Raw genomic sequence first — 16,494 nt, forward strand, 5'->3', positions numbered from 1 at the left:
TTATAAATCATATAACACTTTGTGGCTTTTTAGCTTAGACCCACACTCGCCACACGGGCAACAGTGGCTATCAATTCAGAAGGCTCCACCGGTTTCGGCACGTGGTCCAGGAAGCCCGACTCCAGTGCCCGCAGCCGGTCTTCCGAGCGGGCAAACGCGGTCAGCGCAATGGCGGGAACGGTGCCGCCGCGCCTGGCGCCCAGGGCGCGCACCTGGGACAGCAGCTGGAAGCCGTCTGTCTCCGGCATGCCGATATCGCTCAGCAGCAGGTCGAGTCCACCCTTGCGCGCCAGGGCCAGCGCTTCTTCCGCATTGGCGGCGGTCAGCACCTGGGCGTTGCAGTCGCTCAGGATGCGCCGTACCAGTTCGCGCGCATCCGGTTCATCGTCCACCACCAGCACGCGCAGTCCTTTCAGGTCGCGCAAACCCATCTCGGGCAGCGAAGCGCTGTTGCTGCGCTGCGGCGAATAGGACGGCCGGCTGCGCACCACGCCGGAGGCGAGCGGCAGGCGCACGGTAAAGCTCGAGCCCATGCCTTCCCCCTCGCTGTGGACGGACACCGTGCCGCCATGCTGCTCGACCAGGTGCTTGACGATGGACAGGCCCAGGCCCAGTCCGCCATGCCGGCGCGTGGTGGACGCGTCCGCCTGGCGGAAGCGCTCGAACACGTGGGCCAGGAATTCGGGACGGATGCCGATGCCCGTATCGGCAATCGTGATGTCGACGTGGCCTTCGGCTTCGCGGATGGCCACGCTCACCGTGCCGCCCTTGGGCGTAAACTTCAGCGCATTCGACAGCAGGTTCCACACCACCTGCTGCAGGCGGCTGGCGTCGCCCGCGACAAAGCCGGCCGGCGCATAGTCGCGCTCGATGCGGATGCCCTTGGCGTCGGCCGCGGGGCGCACCGTTTCGATGGCCGCGTCCACCACGGTGGAGGGCGCCAGCTGCTTCATGTCCAGCAGCACCTTGCCGGAAGTGATGCGGCTCATGTCCAGCAAGTCCTCGATCAGCTGGGCCTGGGAGCGGGCATTGCGCTCGATGGTTTCCAGGCCGCGGTTCAGGTCGTCGGGTCCGCGCGAGCCGCGCCGCAGCACCTGGGCCCAGCCCAGGATGGCCGTCAGCGGCGTGCGCAGTTCGTGCGACAGCGTGGCCAGGAATTCATCCTTCATCTGGCTGGTGCGCTCGGCTTCGGCGCGCGCGCTGCGTTCGCTGTCCAGCAGCAGCTTGCGTTCTTCGGCCGACTGCTGTGCCGCTTCGTACATGCGCGCATTGTCGATCGCCACGCCGGCCTGGGCCGCAATGCCGGACACGATGCGCTCGGTGCGTTCGCTGAACATGGCCGGCTCGGGATGGCCGAAGGACAGTGTGCCCAGCATGTCGCCGGTGCGCGACAGCACAGGCACGGCCAGGTAGCTGCGCACCGGCGGATGATCGGGCAGGTTGTCGCTGCGCAGGATGTCTTCGCCGCTCGGGCGCGGCATCGCGGCATAGCCCGCAGGCGGTACGCCGGACAAGGTATCGGGAGCGCTGCCGGCGCCGCTGTAGTGGAAAGCGCCCCAGCGCGCGCCGCTGATGCGGGTGGCCGCGTCGGTGACTTCCTGCAGCAGCGGACGCAGGTCGCGCTGGCGCGCGATGGCGTTGCCGGACTTGTTCAACAGTTCCAGCACGGCGCTTTCGTCGCGCAGCGCTTCCTGGGCGCGCTTGACCTGGTCCACGTCCGTGCTGGTGCCGAACCAGCGCAGCAGGTGGCCGCTGGCGTCGCGCACGGGGTTGGCGCGCGTCAGGAACCAGCGGAAGTGGCCATCCGCGCCGCGGATCGGGAATTCCATCTCGAAGGGCTGGCCGCTGCGCACCGACGCGCCCCAGTGCTCCATCATCGAGGGCAGGCATTCCGGGTCATACACCTGCTGCCAGCCGTCGCCCAGCACCTGGCCCGGCGTGGTGCCGGTGTATTCATACCAGCGCTCGTTATACCAGCTCATGCCGCCGTCGAAATTGGCGATCCAGGCCAGCTGCGGGATGGAGTTGGCCAGTGCGCGCAATTCCTCTTCGCTGGTGCGCAGCGTATCCTCGGCGGCCTTGCGGGTGCTGATGTCCTGCACCATGCCGGTCATGCCGAGCAGGGTGCGCTGGTCGCTGTAGTTGCCATGGCCGACCACGGACACCCACAGCCGTTCGCCGCTGCGGCGCATCACGCGGCACTCGATATTGAAATCGCTGCGATGCATATAGGCGTCCAGGAAGGCGCGCCGTACGAATTCGAAGTCTTCCGCCACGATGCGTTCGCGCAGCACAGGCCAGGTGATGGGCAGTTCGGCCGGCAGCTCGAAGATTTCCGCCGCGCGGCGGCCCAGCTTGACGCGGTCGGTGGAGGCGTCCCATTCCCAGTCGCCCAGCTTGCCCGCCGCCAGCGCCACCTGTAGCCGGTTCGCGCTTTCGCGCAGCGAGCGTTCATCCATCTTGCGCTGGTGGATGTCCTGCACATAGGCGGTCAGGCCCTCGCTGGACGGATAGGCGCGCACCTCCAGCCAGCGCTGGCGCGGCAGGTAGTACAGCTCGAAGCCGACGGACTGCTGGTTTTCCATGGCGTGACGGAACTGGGCTTCCAGCACGGTGCCGCACAGTTCGGGAAATTCTTCCCACAGGTTCTTGCCGACCAGGTCGTCGCGCGTGCGGCTGTCGTGGCGCAGGATTTCGCCGGCGCGTGCGTTCAGGTACGAAATGTTCCAGTTGCGGTCGACGACGGCAAAGCCGTCCGTGATGCTCTCCAGCACGGCGCTCATGCGCTCATTGGACCGGCGTAACTCTTCCCGCGCCTCCAGGACGGAGCGCATCAGGTCATTCGGCGGAGGAGGGCCTGCACCGGGCATTCTCGAACTCATGACTTCTCGCGGCAATCGTTATAGCGGCGGTACTTGTTGGGCCGCACCATCATTGTAGCGCTGCCACCAACAGTGATGCAGCACCGTTGCCCCGAAGGAAGGAGCTCAGGGCTGGACCGACGCGACCTGGGCCAGGGCTTGCTGCAATTGTTCAATGTCATAAGGCTTCTGCATCGAGACGGCGGGAAACTCCAGCTGGCTGGTCAGGGCCTGGCTGTAGCCGGAAGCAAACACGATGCGCAGTGCCGGGCGTTCGCGCAGCGCCTGGCGCGCCAGGTCCACGCCGGACATGCCGGGTAGGCTGACATCGGTGAACAGTACATCGAATTCCTCGCGCTGCAGGGTGGCCAGCGCATCTTCCGCGCGGGCCACGGCATTGACCGTGTGGCCGAAGGCGCGCAGCATTTCGCACACCAGGTATTGAGCGTCGAGATTGTCTTCCACCACGAGAATGCGCATGGGATCGCCTTGCGGTTCCAGCGGTGCCGCCACGGCGGACGGCGGCGCGAGCGTACACAGCAGGCCTTGCACGGCGCCGCGCTCGTCGCGCAGCGGGGTGTAGGTGAGATCGAAGCTGCGCGTTTCGGGGCCGCTGCCGCGCCACAGGCTCAGGGCTTGGGACGGGAACCGCAGGGACTGGCCTTGCCAGGCTTGCTCCAGGGCGTCGGGGTTCCAGTTCCAGACGGCGGGCGGCATCAGGGGGATAGTGCCGCCCGGCACGCTGAGGGCATTGCTGCCGGCTGTGTGCGCATAGGCGCCGTTGATGAACATGATTTGCTTGCGGCCCCACATCAGGACGGCGGGCAGGGGCAGGTCGAGCAGGATGTCCACGGCGAGGCGCAGCGTGGGCGGCCAGTGTTCGGGCGGGCCGGCCTCGCAGCGGGACCAGTCCTGGTCCGCGAGCGCCTGGTTGCCGCTGGCGATACTCTCCATTGCCGTGTGTCCTGTGCTTTATCCCTGGAAGAGGAATCGTACACCATCGGACAAAAAAATAGCCCGCCATGTGGCGGGCTTGAGGTCTATTTTCTTGGAGGAGAATAGAGGAGACAGGTGTAATGATGCTGCAGCGCGGCAACTAAATCCAATTTTCATTCATGATATGAGTCATTCGTTTCATGAATGAAGTAATAATGTCCGTTCGGCAACTCGTGCGCGCCGGGCGTCGCAAAACCGGCGGCAAAAAGAATCTGGCAAATCACACTGGACAAGCGCGCAAGTTCTCCCTATAATTTTGCCTCCTTTCGCTGCTGACGCAACGGAGGAAAAGCAGGAGTCGTGGGCTTTGGCATGTCCGGCAAGTTTGATGTTGAAAAAATCAAGCTTTCCAACGCGAAATGAACACGATATAATACTGCTTCTTAAGCGGCTGTAGCTCAGCTGGATAGAGTACTTGGCTACGAACCAAGGGGTCGTGGGTTCGATTCCTGCCAGCCGCACCAGAATTTTGTAGTATGCAGTAAATAGCGGGGTCGCCTGCTATACAATGAAGTTTTTAGCGGCTGTAGCTCAGCTGGATAGAGTACTTGGCTACGAACCAAGGGGTCGTGGGTTCGATTCCTGCCAGCCGCACCAGAATGTGTAGTAAATGCAGTAAGTAGCGGGGTCGCCCGCTATACAAAAGTTTAAGCGGCTGTAGCTCAGCTGGATAGAGTACTTGGCTACGAACCAAGGGGTCGTGGGTTCGATTCCTGCCAGCCGCACCAAACAAGAAAAGGGTTCAGATCGGGAGATCTGGACCCTTTTTCCTTTTCCGCCTTGATCCCTGTCACCTCACTGCCTCGCGCGCCCGCGCACAATGCCCCGAGCTTGCTTGACGGGGAGGGATCATGGCGAATGATGGGGAGCAGGATTTTCGAATAGCTGCGCTGGAGAGGCAAATGGTCGACGTCGCCGCTGCGATAAATGAATTGCGAAAGGATTGCGCGACTAAAGCGGAAGTAGCCGTGCTGACCGCGCGCGTTGAAAAGCTCGAGCAGGAATTCAAGGAATTTCGCATCGAATTCGTTGCGCGGCTCAAGGTCATCGAAGCGACGATGGTGACAAAGGCCGAGTTGAATCAAGTCTTCAATCGCCTCATTGGCATCATGATTCCGGTGCAGGTCGCGCTTAATGGCGGCTTGTACTTTCTGCTGCGGCAGGCGAACTAGCCGCCGCCGATACCTTCAATAATGCGGCCGGTGCCGCCGCAGTCGGGGCATTCCTTGCCGTCAGGTGTCTTGCCGCTGCCGCTGCAGACGGGGCAGATCCCTTCGCCGCTGCCGGGCGTGCCGGGTGCGGCCTCATCGCCGGGGTTCATTTTCGGGTCCATATGCCAGCCTCCGCAAAGACCCCACTTTAGCCCGGCACAAAAAAAGACGGCGTCCCAAAGGACGCCGTTGAGGGGCAATCAACTACCGGGAAAACTTTTAATTGCTGGCCTGGGCATTGCTGGCCGCGGCATCCCAGCCGCCGCCCAGCGAGCGGATCAGCGCGACCGTAGTCACGGCGCGGTTGCCGCGCAGCTGCACGGCGGAGCGCTCAACCGCAGCCAGGTTGCGCTGGGCGTCGAGCAGGTCCAGATAGCTGGAGCGGCCCGCGTCGTACAGCTTCTGCGCCAGCTCGGCCGAACGACGTGCCGACACCAGCGCCTCGTCGATCTGGGTGGTCTGGCCGCCCAGGATGCGCAGGCCGGCCAGGTTGTCTTCCACTTCCGCGAAAGCCACCAGCACCGACTGGCGGTACGACGCGACCGACTCTTCCAGCGCGGCTTCGCTGCGGCGCACGTTGGCGCTGTTGCGGCCACCGTCGATCAGCGGCGCGGAGAGCAGGGCGCCCAGCAGCCAGGAACGGCTGCTGATCTTGAACACATCCGAGAACGTGCCCGCCACGCCGCCGCCGGCCGCATTGAGGGTCAGCGCCGGGAACATGGCCGCGCGCGCCACGCCAATGCGGGCATTGGACGCTTCCATCGTCTTCTGCGCCGCCGCGATATCGGGGCGGCGCTCCAGCAGCGACGAAGGCATGCCGGCCGGGATCGCAGGCAGCAGGGACGAATCCTGCAGCGGGCTCGGACCGGCCGAATACGAGGCCGCCGGCTTGCCCAGCAGGACCGCCAGTGCATGCTCGGTCGTCACGCGCTGGCGCTGCAGGCCGATCGCTTCGGCGCGCGTGGTGGACAGCTCCGTCTTCGCACGCGACAGGTCGAACTCGCCGATATCGCCCAGGTCGAAGCGGCGCTGGTTCACCTTCACATTCTCTTCGCGCAGTTGCACGGTGCGCTCCAGCGTGACCAGTTCCGCGTCGGTGGCGCGCAGGCGGAAGTAGGTCTGCGCCACGTCAGCCTGCAGGGCCAGCAGCACGGAGCGGTAATTCGCTTCCACCGTGGACGCATCGTTGCGCGCCGCCGCCACATTGGACGACACGCGGCCGAACAGGTCCACCTCATAGCTCGCCGTCAGGCGCGCCTGGTAGGCGGTGGACGGCGACACATTGCTGCCGGCCGGCAGGCCCAGCTCCGTCGGCGACTGCTGGCCGCGCTGGGCGCCCACGCCGATGCCGATTTGCGGAATGCGGTCCGCTTCGGCGATGCCGGCGATGGCGCGGGCCTGCTTGACGCGGGCCGCGGCCACGGCCAGGTTGGCGTTGGCGCGGGTCGCTTCGGCGATCAGCTCATTGAGGGCCGGATCGCTGAACGCCAGCCACCACTCGCCGCGCGGGTTGCTGTTCCGCGGCTTGCGCCTGCTTCCAGCGGGTACCGTCCGCAGCCGTCACCACGCCTGCCGGTGCGGTGCTCGACTGCGATTCCTCGAACGCAACCGGGGTCTCGATCACCGGTTGCTTGAAGGCGGGGGCGCCGCAGGCCGTCAGCAGCAATGCTGCCAGCAGCGGGGCCACGCCTTTTGCAATCATCTGTTTCATTAGTGGGTCCCTTCCAGTTGGGCGACCGGTTCGGCCGCCGGGGATTTCTTCTCAAAACGCTTGGCCAGCGTGCGCAGCAGGACGTAGAACACTGGCGTAAGGAACAGACCGAAGAAGGTCACGCCCAGCATGCCGGCGAACACCGCCACACCCATCGCGTGGCGCATTTCCGCACCTGCACCGCTGGAGAACACCAGAGGCAGCACACCCATGATGAAGGCGATGGAGGTCATCAGGATCGGACGCAGACGCAGGCGGCAAGCCTCCAGCGCAGCTTCCACGATCGAGCGGCCATGGTCTTCCAGTTCACGCGCAAACTCCACGATCAGGATCGCATTCTTCGACGCCAGCCCCACCAGCACGAACAGCGCGATCTGGGTGAAGATGTTGTTGTCGCCGCCGGTCACCTTCACGCCGATCAGGGCGCACAGGATGGACATCGGCACGATCAGGATCACCGCCAGCGGCAGGGTCCAGCTCTCGTACTGCGCAGCGAGCACCAGGAACACCAGCAGCACGCACAGCGGGAACACATAGATCATGGTGTTGCCGGCCAGGATGTCCTGGTAGGTCAGCTCGGTCCACTCGAAGGTGATGCCCTTCGGCAGGGTCTCGGCCGCCAGTTTTTCCATGATGGCCTGCGCCTGGCCGGACGAGACGCCCGGCGCCGGGCCGCCATTCAGCTCGGCCGCCACGAAATTGTTGTAGCGCTGGACGCGGTCCGGACCATAGGAATCCTTCACGCGCATCAGGGACGACAGCGGAATCATCTCGCCCTTGTCGTTGCGTACCTTCAGCTGTGCGATCTGCTGCGCCTGCGAACGGAACTGCGCGTCAGCCTGCACGCGCACCTGGTAGGTGCGGCCGAACTGGTTGAAGTCGTTCACATACAGCGAGCCGAGGTTGATCTGCAAGGTCTGGTAGATCGTCTGCAGCGGCACGCCAAGCTGCTTGGCCTTGACGCGATCGACGTCCGCGAACAGCTGCGGCACATTGATCTGGTAGCTGGAGAACACGCCCTGCAGTTCAGGGGTTGCCCAGGCTTTCATCTGCAGCGCCTGCACGGCCTTGTACAGCTCTTCGTAACCCAGGTTGCCGCGGTCTTCGATCATCAGCTTGAAGCCGCCGGTGGTGCCCAGGCCATTGACTGGCGGCGGAGGCAGCGCCAGCACGAAGGCATCCTGCACGGCGCCCATGCGCTTGTTGATTTCGCCGGTGATGGCGCCGGCCGACTTGTCGGCGCTCTTGCGCTCATCGAACGGCTGCAGGCCGGGGAACACGATGCCGGAGTTCGGCGCATTGGTGAAGCCCACCACGGACAGGCCGGTGAACGAGATCGAGTTCTGCACGCCCGGGATTTCCTTGATGATGTCGGACATCTGGCGGATCACGTTGTCGGTGCGGTCCAGCGAGGCGGCATCCGGCAGCTGGGTAAAGCCGATCAGGTAGCCCTTGTCCTGCGGCGGCACGAAGCCTGGCGGCACGGCCTTGAACATGAACACGCCGGCCACCGACAGCAGTGCGTACACCACCAGCGAAGCGCTCTTGCGGCGCAGCACACCCTTCACGCCCGTCTCATAGCTGTGCGAAGCACGGCCGAAGAACTTGTTGAAAACGGTGAAGAAGCGGCCGAAGACCTTGTCCATGACCTTGGTCAGCGCATCTTTCGGCGCGTCGTGGCCTTTCAGCAGGGCCGCCGACAGGGCAGGGGCCAGGGTCAGCGAGCTGAATGCCGAGATCACGGTCGAAATCGCGATGGTCAGCGCGAACTGGCGGTAGAACTGGCCGGTCAGGCCGGAGACGAAGGCGATCGGCACGAACACGGCGCACAGCACCAGCGCAATGGCGATAATCGGGCCGGACACTTCCTTCATCGCCTGGATCGTTGCATCGCGCGGCGACAGGCCGTTGCCGATATTACGCTCGACGTTTTCCACCACCACGATCGCATCGTCCACCACAATACCGATGGCCAGCACAAGGCCGAACAGCGACAGCGTGTTGATCGAGAAGCCGAAGGCAATCATCACGGCGAAGGTACCCACGATGGACACCGGCACCGCCAGCAGCGGGATGATGGAAGCGCGCCAGGTCTGCAGGAACACGATCACCACCAGGGCCACCAGGATCACCGCTTCCAGCAGGGTGTGGATCACGGAGTCGATGGACTCGCGCACGAATTGCGTCGGGTCGTACACGATTTCGTATTCGACGCCTTGCGGGAAGTCTTTCGACAGCTCGGCCATCTTGGCGCGCACGTCTTTCGACAGCTGCAGCGCATTGGCGTTCGGTGCTTCGAAGATCGGGATCGCCACCGCGGCCTTGTTGTTCAGCAGCGAACGCAGGGCGTAGGAGTTGGAGCCCATCTCCAGGCGCGCCACATCGCTCAGGCGGGTCACGGCGCCGTCGGCGTTGGTCTTGATGACGATGTCGCCGAATTCCTCGACAGTGCTCAGACGGCCCTGGGTGTTCACGGTCAGCTGGAAGTCGGCATCCTTTGCCGGACCCTGGCCGATCACACCTGCCGCCACCTGCACGTTCTGTTCGCGGATGGCGTTCACCACATCGCTGGCAGTCAGGTTGCGCGCAGCGACTTTCTGCGGGTCGAGCCAGATGCGCATGGCATAGTCGCCGGAACCGAACAGCTGCACGTCACCCATGCCATGGATGCGGGCCAGCTGGTCCTTGATGTTCAGCACCGCGTAGTTACGCAGGTACAGGTCGTCGTAGCGGCCGTCCGGCGACTTCAGGTGCACCACCATGGTCAGGTTGGGCGAGCTCTTCACGGTGGTCACACCGATCTGGCGCACCTCTTCCGGCAGGCGCGGCAGCGCGCGCTGCACACGGTTCTGCACCGCGGTTTCCGCCTGTTCGACATTGGTGCCGATGGCGAAAGTCACGGTCAGCTGCATGGCGCCGTCGGACGTGTTCTGCGAGGACATGTACAGCATGTTCTCCACGCCGTTGATCTGTTCCTCGATCGGCGAAGCCACGGTTTCCGCAATCACCTTCGGGTTCGCACCGGGGTATTGCGCGCGCACCACCACCGATGGCGGCACCACGTCAGGGTACTCGGAAATAGGGAGCTTGAAGATGGAGATCAAGCCCGCCACGAAAATCACGATCGATAAGACCGCCGCGAAAATCGGCTTATCGACAAAAAAGCGTGAGAAATTCATTGTAGGTTATTCCTTCGAAGTGCCGGCCTTGGCTTCATCAGCCTTGGCGATCTTGGCGTCTTTCTTCTGTTCTTGTTTCGGTTCCTGCTTGGCAGCCGCTGCGGCCGGATCGAAGTCCATGGACACGGTTTCCGCCGTCACCGGCGCGCCAGGACGACGCGCTGCAGGCCGTTCACGACGATCTTCTCGCCCGGCTTCAGGCCATCGCGCACCACGCGCAGGCCGTCGATGATCGGGCCCAGCTTGACCGGACGGTATTCGGCTTTGCTGTCGGCGCCGACCACGAACACGAACTTGCGGTTCTGGTCCGTGCCGATGGCGCGTTCATTGATCAGCAGGGAATCGGCCTTCGCTTCGCCGCCGCCCAGCGATACACGGGCGAACAGGCCGGGCGCCAGGGAGCGGTCCCTGTTCTCGAAGGTGGCGCGCATGCGCACGGAGCCGGTGCGGGTGTCGAGCTGGTTGTCGACGAATTCCAGCTTGCCCTCGTGCGGGAAGCCTTCCTCGTTGGCCAGGCCGATCTTCACGGTGGCAGGCTGGCCTTTGTGCGCCAGTGCGCCCACGCGCAGATAGGTCGATTCATCACCGTCGAAGCTGGCGTAGATGCGGTCCAGCGACACCACGGAAGTCAGCACGGCGCTCTGGTCCACCAGGTTGCCGAGGGTGATTTCCGCTTTCGACACGCGGCCATCGATCGGCGAGACCACATTCGTATAAGTCAGATTCAGCTTGGCCGCTTCATAGGCTGCGGTGGCGGCGCGGGCGGTGGCGTCCAGTTCCTTCAGGGCCGAGGCGCGCTCGTCGAACTCGCGCTGGGCGATGGCTTTATCGGCCAGCAGCTTTTCGGCGCGGGTCAGTTCCAGGCGGGCCAGGTCGGCCTTGGCGCGGGCCGAGTTGGCAGCCGCTTCGGCGCGGTCGGCTTCAGCCTTGAAAGGACGCGAATCGATCACGAACAGGACCTCGCCTTTCTTCACTTCGCTGCCCGGCTTGAAGTTCACGGCAGTGATGAAGCCCGAGACGCGTGGACGGATTTCGACGCGGTCGATGGCTTCCAGGCGGCCGGAGAATTCCTGGGTTTCGATCACGGATTTCTGCACCACGATGGCGGCGGAAATCGGAGGACCGCCGGCGGCCGGCGCCTGTTGCGGTTTGCTGTTGGCATTGTCGCAGCCTGCAAGGATGGCTGCCGCCAGTCCACCGACTGCCAGCGCGGCGACCAGCGGCCGCGCCAGAGTCGTTAGTTGTTTCGTGTTTTTCATTTCTTAACCCCTTTGTATGAAAATAACTAATAGAGATGGCGGCGCCGCTCGTTCGCACCAGAACGTAGGAATGCAACGGCCCCTGCGCCTTCACAGGCACATTTTTTTATAGAACTGCTTTATGGAAACTAGATCGTTTACAAAATATACTGCCGGCCCGACAATATGTAAACGTTTATGTATATTTATGCTGTCATTCAAGCCGGTGGGTTCTCCGTCCCATCGAGGCCATTGATGAATCCGGCCATTTCCTGCAGGGCGAACACCTTGCAGGCACATTCGTTGCGGGCCTCCTGGTCGGGCAGAGGTACCGCAGGCATGCGCCGCACCGTCGTCTTGATTCCACAAGAGATCAGCTTGGCGCCGTATTGTTCAGCTTCGTCGCGTAATGGGTCGTCCTCGGCGGACAGGATGAGGGCCGGGGAAGGTTCTTGAGCCGGCTCGATTGCAGCGGCGAGGCGTACGGGTGGGTACGGTCGGCGGCGTTCGGCAGGTAGCCGCGGTAGGCCGCGGCACAGCTCTCGGCCATCTGGGCCTTCACGGCACAGTTCGGCATCTCGCGCATGGAACCGGTGGAGAGGCCCGGGTCCAGCATCGGCATGATCAGGATCTGGCCGGCCAGCGGCGGGCCGCCGCGGTCGCGCGACATCAGCGTCGTCACCGCGGCCAGGTTGGCGCCGGCTTCGATGCCGGCAGTCAGCATGCGCTTACCGTTCCAGGCAAGCTTGGTCTTGTTCTTCTTGGCCCACAGCAGCACGGCGTGGGCGTCTTCCACGGCGGCCGGGAAAGGACTTACGGTCGCCAGGGTGTAATTCGAGGCCAGGACCACATGATTCTTGTTGCAGCTGACCAGGTGGCGCAGGAAAGAGTCCGCCTCTTCCAGGTCGCCGCCGACAAAGCCGCCGCCATGGAAGAAGACGATCAGCGTATCGCGCTTGAGGCTGGCCTCGCCGGACATATACAGGCGGGCAGCCAGCGGCCCCTGGGCGCCGCGCACTTCAATATCGCGGATCTTCAGGTCCGGCGCGAATTCCGGCGTGGTCTGCTGCACGGCGGTCATCGTTGTACCGCCTCCGGCGCGGACGCCGTCATGGCCAGGTCAGCGGAAGCGCTGGTATCGCTCAGGACGACATGGGTGAATGCCGCCACGCCGCGGGCTTCAGCTCGCGCAGCGCTCGAATATTCATCGGTGTAGATCATGCCCGCCAGCGCAAGCGCGCTGAGCGCAATAGCCAACAGTGCAAAAATCCCATCCCGCGTTCCCATGACAAGCTCCTTAGTAAATGTTCCCACTGCAACCCACTGTAATCTTTCCCATCGGGTGAAGGTCAAGCATCCTTTTTTGCTGCAGTACGTGAATCATAAACTTCTACTAGAATGTGATAAATACCGCAATGACGAATTGATTGTTCAGAATCTCGAACAATAGGGCGTACTCATGAATAAACTGCAAGCGATGGAAGTCTTTGTGCAGGTGGTCGATGCGGGCGGCTTCACGCGCGCCGCCGAAGCCCTGCAATTGCCGAAGGCGACCGTGTCCACTCTTGTCGCCTCGCTGGAGGCTGCGCTGTCGGTCAAGCTGCTGCACCGCACCACCCGCCAGGTGAGCGTGACGGCGGATGGAGCCGCCTATTACGAACGCTGCCTGCGCATCCTGGCCGATGTGAAAGATGCCGAGGAATCGATCTCGCGCACCCGCCTGGCGCCGAGCGGCCGGCTGCGGGTTGATGCGCCGACCGGCCTTTCCGGCGATATCCTGGTGCCGGCGCTGCCGGACTTTTTCGAACGCTATCCGGACATTACACTGGAACTGGGCAGCAGCGACCGCCTGGTGGATTTGGTGGAGGAGGGCGTCGATTGCGCCATCCGCGCCGGCCAGCTGAGCAATTCCAGCCTGATTGCGCGCCGCGTTGGCATCATGAGCTTCCAGGCCTGCGCCGCCCCTTCCTATCTAGAGCAATACGGCACGCCCATGCATCCGCGCGAACTGGAGCGCCACCGCTGCGTGAACTATTTCTCCGGCAAGACGGGCAAGATCTATCCCTGGGACTTCAGCAAGGATGGGGAGCGTATCGAGATGCCGCTGCCCGGCGCGATCGCGCTGAACGACTCCAACTCCTACCTGCAGGCGGGGCTGGCCGGACTGGGCGTGCTCCTGCTGGCCGATTTCCAGGTGCGCCAGTACATGGCCAGCGGGCGCCTGGTGCCGATCATGCAGGACTGGACCACGGATTCGATTCCCGTCCATGTGGTCTATCCGCAGAACCGCCACCTGTCCGCCAAGGTGCGCGTCTTTGTCGAATGGGTGGCCGACCTGTTTTCCACCCATCCCGCCATGCGCCTGCGTCCGCTGGCGGCCCCGCAACCCGCATCCTTTGAGGCTATCGTATGACCCACCGCATCGTTTTCCTGGACCGAGACAGCATCATCGCCGACATCCGCCGCCCGGCCTTCGAACATGAATGGGCCGAGTATCCGGCCACCGCCGGCGCGCAGGTTGCCGAGCGCCTGCGCGGCGCCACCATCGCCATCACGAACAAGGTGCCGGTGCGGGCGGAGACGATTGCCCAGCTGCCGGGGCTGAAGATGATTGCTGTGGCAGCCACCGGCACCGATAACGTGGATCTGGCGGCGGCGCGCGAACGCGCCATTGTCGTATCGAATATCCGCGGCTATGCCCACGCCACCGTGCCCGAGCACACGTTTGCCCTGATTCTCGCGCTGCGCCGCCAACTGCTGGCCTACCGCGCCGACATCGAAGCGGGGCTGTGGGAAAAGGCTGACCGCTTCTGCCTTTTCCACCATCCGATCCGCGACCTGCACGGCAGCCGTCTCGGCCTGCTGGGCTTTGGCGCGCTGGGGCAGCAGGTGGCAGCGCTGGGCCGCGCCTTCGGCATGGAGGTCGCCGTTCACACGCGCACGCCCGTCGAGGGGGAGCTGAATGTGTCGCTGGACGAGTTGCTGGAAACGTCCGATGTCCTCAGCCTGCACGCGCCATTGACCGACGCCACCCGCAACATCATTGGCACGGCTGAACTGGCGCGCATGAAGGCCAGCGCCATCCTGGTCAACACGCGCGCGCGGCGGCCTGGTCGACGAAGCCGCACTGGCCGATGCGCTGCGCCGCGGCGTGATCGCCGGCGCCGGCTTCGACGTGCTGTCGAAGGAGCCGCCGTCGCCGGGATAATCCGCTGCTCCACCTGCGCCTGCCCAACTTCATCCTCACGCCGCATTCGGCCTGGGCCAGCGGCCAGGCCATGCAGAGGCTGGCGGACCAGCTGATCGGCAATATCGAAGCCTTCGTGCGCGGGCAGCCCGCCAACCTTGTCAGCTGACCATAGTGGGCGTGAAGGGGAGGCCGAGCATGATCCGGGTGCCGACGCCCGGTTCGCTGGCGATACGGATCGACCAGCCGTGGTGGTCGCAGATATCCTTGACGATGGCCAGGCCGAGGCCAAAGCCATGCGCTGCGCCGCCATCCTTTCCCGCGCGGTAAAACCGGTCAAAGACATGGGGCAGTGCGGCGGGATCGATGCCGCATCCGGAATCCTGCACTACCAGCTCGCGATTTTCCAGGCCAAGCCGGATCTGGCCCTGCTCCGTGTGGCGCACGGCATTATCGAGAATGTTGGCCAGCACGATGCGCAACGCCGAGCGGTTGGCCTCGACCCAGACGCTGCGGTCGACACTGTTTTCCACTGGGATTTTTGATGGCACGCTCTCAATCACCGCCCCCAGCACTTCGGTCAGGCGCAGCGGCTCCGTTTCGGCGGGCGTGTCGCTGCGGGCCAGCAGGAGCAGGGCGTCCACGCGTTCGCGGATGCTGGAGGCGGCGCGTCCAATCTGCTTCAGCCGGACCCCGGGATTTGCCCGCAATTGCCGCGTCGTCCACCAGCAATTCGCAGCTCGTGCTGATGGCGGTCAGAGGCGTGCGCAGTTCATGGCTGACGTTGGCCGTGAACTGCTTTTCGCGTTCAACCATGACGTCCATCCGTTCGTGATATTCGTTGACGCTGCGGGCAAGCTGCGCCACTTCGGTCTCATCATATTGCGTCGGATCGATGGGCTGGCCGGCGCGCAGACCGAGGGTCCTGACCTGCCCGGCGAGCTGCGTGATCTGCCGCACCAGCACACCGGAAAGGCGGAAGGCAAACCAGACGCCGAGGGCGGCGAAGACCGCCGTGCCGCCCATGATCAGGTTGAGCGCCCGCTTGAAGCGCGCTTCGTACACGCTGTAGTCATAGACGCGGATCAGGCGCGTGCCGGCCAGCGGCGTGATGGCCACGTGTATTTCCTTGCCGTCCACGATGATTTCATGGGTGCCGTCGGCAAGCTTCCCCACTTCATCCGGCAAAGTGATCCGCTGCCCCACGCCATGCGAAAGCCGCATCCCGAGGCGCTTGTCCACTTTCGGCAGCCGGGCGGGATCTTCCTTGTACTGGCGCAGCACTTCCTGCATATCGTCGGCGATTACGCCGTTGATAAAGTCATCCTCATGGGCCTCGGCAAAGGCGCGCACGCTGATGGCTTCCAGCGCCAGGAGCAGCAGCGCCAGTGCCGACATGCCCAGCGCCAGTTTGTGACGCAGGCTAAGCGGCATGGGCAGCCTCGCCGGCCATCTTGTAGCCGAAACCGGGCACGGTTTCGATCGGGTCCGGTTCGCCGTTGGCTGTCAGGGCCCGCCTGAGCGTGTGCAAATGGGTGCGCAGCGTGCGCGTATCCAGCGCTTCGCCCCAGACCGCCGCTTCCAGGTCCGCGTGGCGATGTACCCGGTCCGGCGATTCCATCAGGATTTGCAGCAGGCGCAGGCACTTGGGCGGAAGCTTGACCTGGCGCCCGGCCCGCCATACGGTCAGGGTGGCGGGATCCAGTGTCAGGTCGCCGGACTGCAAATGCGATGGCACGACGCGGCCGCGCGAGCGCTTGATCAATGCCGCCAGCCGCGCGTGGACTTCCTTCAGCGAAAAGGGCTTGACCAGGTAGTCGTCCGCGCCATTCGCAAAGCCTTCCAGCTTGTCGTCCAGCGTGTCCCTGGCCGTCAGCATCAGCACCGGCGTGTCGCTGCGCCCCTCGTGGCGCAGCTTTTGGCACAGCGTCAGGCCATCCATGCCGGGCAGGGAGATGTCCAGCAGGATCGCATCCCAGTGCTCGCTCTGCGCCATGCGCAGGCCAAGTGTGCCGGTTCCCGCGTGGTCCGGCACATAGCCCAGGTTCTTCAGGTAGTCATACAAGTTCGTGGCGATGACGTTGTCGTCTTCTATGATCAGGACTTTCATG

Annotated in this window: 13 protein-coding genes, 3 tRNA genes and 3 pseudogenes; 6 read left to right on the forward strand and 13 right to left on the reverse strand. The window is 63.9% G+C overall.

Features of this window, described 5'->3' with window-relative positions:
* Window positions 1–29: 29 nt before the first annotated feature.
* On the reverse strand, window positions 30–2,882 hold the full coding sequence (locus ACHMW6_RS13690) for an ATP-binding protein (RefSeq protein WP_395407645.1): 2,853 nt from the start codon (window positions 2,880–2,882) through the stop codon (window positions 30–32).
* A gap of 105 nt (window positions 2,883–2,987) precedes the next feature.
* On the reverse strand, window positions 2,988–3,815 hold the full coding sequence (locus ACHMW6_RS13695) for a response regulator (RefSeq protein WP_395407646.1): 828 nt from the start codon (window positions 3,813–3,815) through the stop codon (window positions 2,988–2,990).
* A gap of 429 nt (window positions 3,816–4,244) precedes the next feature.
* On the opposite strand from ACHMW6_RS13695, the gene ACHMW6_RS13700 reads away from it, so the two are divergent.
* From ACHMW6_RS13700 to ACHMW6_RS13715, 4 genes are all read left to right on the forward strand, one after another.
* Window positions 4,245–4,321, forward strand: a tRNA-Arg gene (locus ACHMW6_RS13700).
* 56 nt (window positions 4,322–4,377) lie between these two features.
* Window positions 4,378–4,454 (forward strand) — tRNA-Arg (locus ACHMW6_RS13705).
* A 54-nt stretch (window positions 4,455–4,508) separates the two neighbouring features.
* Window positions 4,509–4,585, forward strand: a tRNA-Arg gene (locus ACHMW6_RS13710).
* A gap of 174 nt (window positions 4,586–4,759) precedes the next feature.
* Entirely contained in the window at window positions 4,760–5,029 is a 270-nt protein-coding gene (locus ACHMW6_RS13715; protein WP_395407647.1) for a hypothetical protein, read from the forward strand.
* Here the strand turns inward: ACHMW6_RS13715 and ACHMW6_RS13720 are convergent.
* The 8 genes and pseudogenes from ACHMW6_RS13720 to ACHMW6_RS13755 form a co-directional block, all read right to left on the reverse strand.
* Window positions 5,026–5,190 carry a hypothetical protein gene (locus tag ACHMW6_RS13720; protein WP_395407648.1) on the reverse strand — a complete coding sequence of 55 codons (165 nt, stop codon included), beginning with the start codon at window positions 5,188–5,190 and terminating at the stop codon, window positions 5,026–5,028. The two genes, ACHMW6_RS13715 and ACHMW6_RS13720, sit on opposite strands and share 4 nt — an antisense overlap.
* Window positions 5,191–5,287: 97 nt before the next feature.
* Window positions 5,288–6,625 carry an efflux transporter outer membrane subunit gene (locus tag ACHMW6_RS13725; RefSeq protein ID WP_395408607.1) on the reverse strand — a complete coding sequence of 446 codons (1,338 nt, stop codon included), beginning with the start codon at window positions 6,623–6,625 and terminating at the stop codon, window positions 5,288–5,290.
* Entirely contained in the window at window positions 6,531–6,779 is a 249-nt protein-coding gene (locus ACHMW6_RS13730; RefSeq protein ID WP_395407649.1) for a hypothetical protein, read from the reverse strand. Before ACHMW6_RS13730 ends, ACHMW6_RS13725 begins: the two co-directional genes overlap by 95 nt.
* The gene (locus tag ACHMW6_RS13735) at window positions 6,779–9,958 is read right to left on the reverse strand and encodes an efflux RND transporter permease subunit (protein WP_395407650.1); all 3,180 of its coding nucleotides are present in this window, start codon (window positions 9,956–9,958) and stop codon (window positions 6,779–6,781) included. Before ACHMW6_RS13735 ends, ACHMW6_RS13730 begins: the two co-directional genes overlap by 1 nt.
* A 6-nt stretch (window positions 9,959–9,964) precedes the next feature.
* Window positions 9,965–11,217, reverse strand: a pseudogene (locus ACHMW6_RS13740) (efflux RND transporter periplasmic adaptor subunit).
* A gap of 197 nt (window positions 11,218–11,414) precedes the next feature.
* On the reverse strand, window positions 11,415–11,537 hold the full coding sequence (locus ACHMW6_RS13745; protein ID WP_395408816.1) for a hypothetical protein: 123 nt from the start codon (window positions 11,535–11,537) through the stop codon (window positions 11,415–11,417).
* 48 nt (window positions 11,538–11,585) lie between these two features.
* A pseudogene (locus tag ACHMW6_RS13750) lies at window positions 11,586–12,277 on the reverse strand (alpha/beta hydrolase); the annotation flags it as partial.
* Window positions 12,274–12,483: a hypothetical protein gene (locus ACHMW6_RS13755; RefSeq protein ID WP_395407651.1), complete on the reverse strand. Its 210-nt coding sequence runs from the start codon at window positions 12,481–12,483 to the stop codon at window positions 12,274–12,276. The pseudogene ACHMW6_RS13750 and the gene ACHMW6_RS13755, both read right to left, overlap by 4 nt.
* 172 nt (window positions 12,484–12,655) lie before the next feature.
* Here ACHMW6_RS13755 and ACHMW6_RS13760 point away from each other — a divergent pair, with 172 nt between their 5' ends.
* Together ACHMW6_RS13760 and ACHMW6_RS13765 are read left to right on the forward strand one after the other, a co-directional pair.
* Complete coding sequence (locus ACHMW6_RS13760) at window positions 12,656–13,609, forward strand: LysR substrate-binding domain-containing protein (RefSeq protein ID WP_395407652.1); 954 nt, start codon at window positions 12,656–12,658, stop codon at window positions 13,607–13,609.
* Window positions 13,606–14,552, forward strand: a pseudogene (locus ACHMW6_RS13765) (D-2-hydroxyacid dehydrogenase). The gene ACHMW6_RS13760 and the pseudogene ACHMW6_RS13765 overlap by 4 nt, the downstream one beginning before the upstream one ends.
* On the opposite strand, the gene ACHMW6_RS13770 reads toward ACHMW6_RS13765, so the two are convergent.
* From ACHMW6_RS13770 to ACHMW6_RS13780, 3 genes are read right to left on the reverse strand one after another with little or no spacing between them, the layout of a single operon-like run.
* The gene (locus ACHMW6_RS13770) at window positions 14,545–15,027 is read right to left on the reverse strand and encodes a sensor histidine kinase (protein WP_395407653.1); all 483 of its coding nucleotides are present in this window, start codon (window positions 15,025–15,027) and stop codon (window positions 14,545–14,547) included. The pseudogene ACHMW6_RS13765 and the gene ACHMW6_RS13770 overlap by 8 nt on opposite strands.
* Window positions 14,939–15,817, reverse strand: a complete 879-nt coding sequence (locus tag ACHMW6_RS13775; protein ID WP_395407654.1) for a histidine kinase dimerization/phospho-acceptor domain-containing protein — start codon at window positions 15,815–15,817, stop codon at window positions 14,939–14,941. The genes ACHMW6_RS13770 and ACHMW6_RS13775 overlap by 89 nt, the downstream gene beginning before the upstream one ends.
* Complete coding sequence (locus ACHMW6_RS13780; RefSeq protein WP_395407655.1) at window positions 15,807–16,493, reverse strand: response regulator transcription factor; 687 nt, start codon at window positions 16,491–16,493, stop codon at window positions 15,807–15,809. The genes ACHMW6_RS13775 and ACHMW6_RS13780 overlap by 11 nt, the downstream gene beginning before the upstream one ends.
* Window position 16,494: the final 1 nt, after the last annotated feature.

Source organism: Pseudoduganella sp. UC29_106 (genome assembly GCF_044055365.1).
Lineage (GTDB): Bacteria > Pseudomonadota > Gammaproteobacteria > Burkholderiales > Burkholderiaceae_D > Rugamonas.

Bases quoted from the DNA above. Each gene is read 5' to 3' on its own strand.
- ACHMW6_RS13760 (WP_395407652.1), top strand. From the start codon at position 12,656: ATGAATAAACTGCAAGCGATGGAAGTCTTTGTGCAGGTGGTCGATGCG.
- ACHMW6_RS13695 (WP_395407646.1), bottom strand. From the start codon at position 3,815: ATGGAGAGTATCGCCAGCGGCAACCAGGCGCTCGCGGACCAGGACTGG.
- ACHMW6_RS13735 (WP_395407650.1), bottom strand. From the start codon at position 9,958: ATGAATTTCTCACGCTTTTTTGTCGATAAGCCGATTTTCGCGGCGGTC.
- ACHMW6_RS13780 (WP_395407655.1), bottom strand. From the start codon at position 16,493: ATGAAAGTCCTGATCATAGAAGACGACAACGTCATCGCCACGAACTTG.
- ACHMW6_RS13720 (WP_395407648.1), bottom strand. From the start codon at position 5,190: ATGGACCCGAAAATGAACCCCGGCGATGAGGCCGCACCCGGCACGCCC.
- ACHMW6_RS13730 (WP_395407649.1), bottom strand. From the start codon at position 6,779: ATGAAACAGATGATTGCAAAAGGCGTGGCCCCGCTGCTGGCAGCATTG.
- ACHMW6_RS13775 (WP_395407654.1), bottom strand. From the start codon at position 15,817: ATGCCGCTTAGCCTGCGTCACAAACTGGCGCTGGGCATGTCGGCACTG.
- ACHMW6_RS13745 (WP_395408816.1), bottom strand. From the start codon at position 11,537: ATGCCTGCGGTACCTCTGCCCGACCAGGAGGCCCGCAACGAATGTGCC.
- ACHMW6_RS13690 (WP_395407645.1), bottom strand. From the start codon at position 2,882: ATGAGTTCGAGAATGCCCGGTGCAGGCCCTCCTCCGCCGAATGACCTG.
- ACHMW6_RS13715 (WP_395407647.1), top strand. From the start codon at position 4,760: ATGGTCGACGTCGCCGCTGCGATAAATGAATTGCGAAAGGATTGCGCG.
- ACHMW6_RS13755 (WP_395407651.1), bottom strand. From the start codon at position 12,483: ATGGGAACGCGGGATGGGATTTTTGCACTGTTGGCTATTGCGCTCAGC.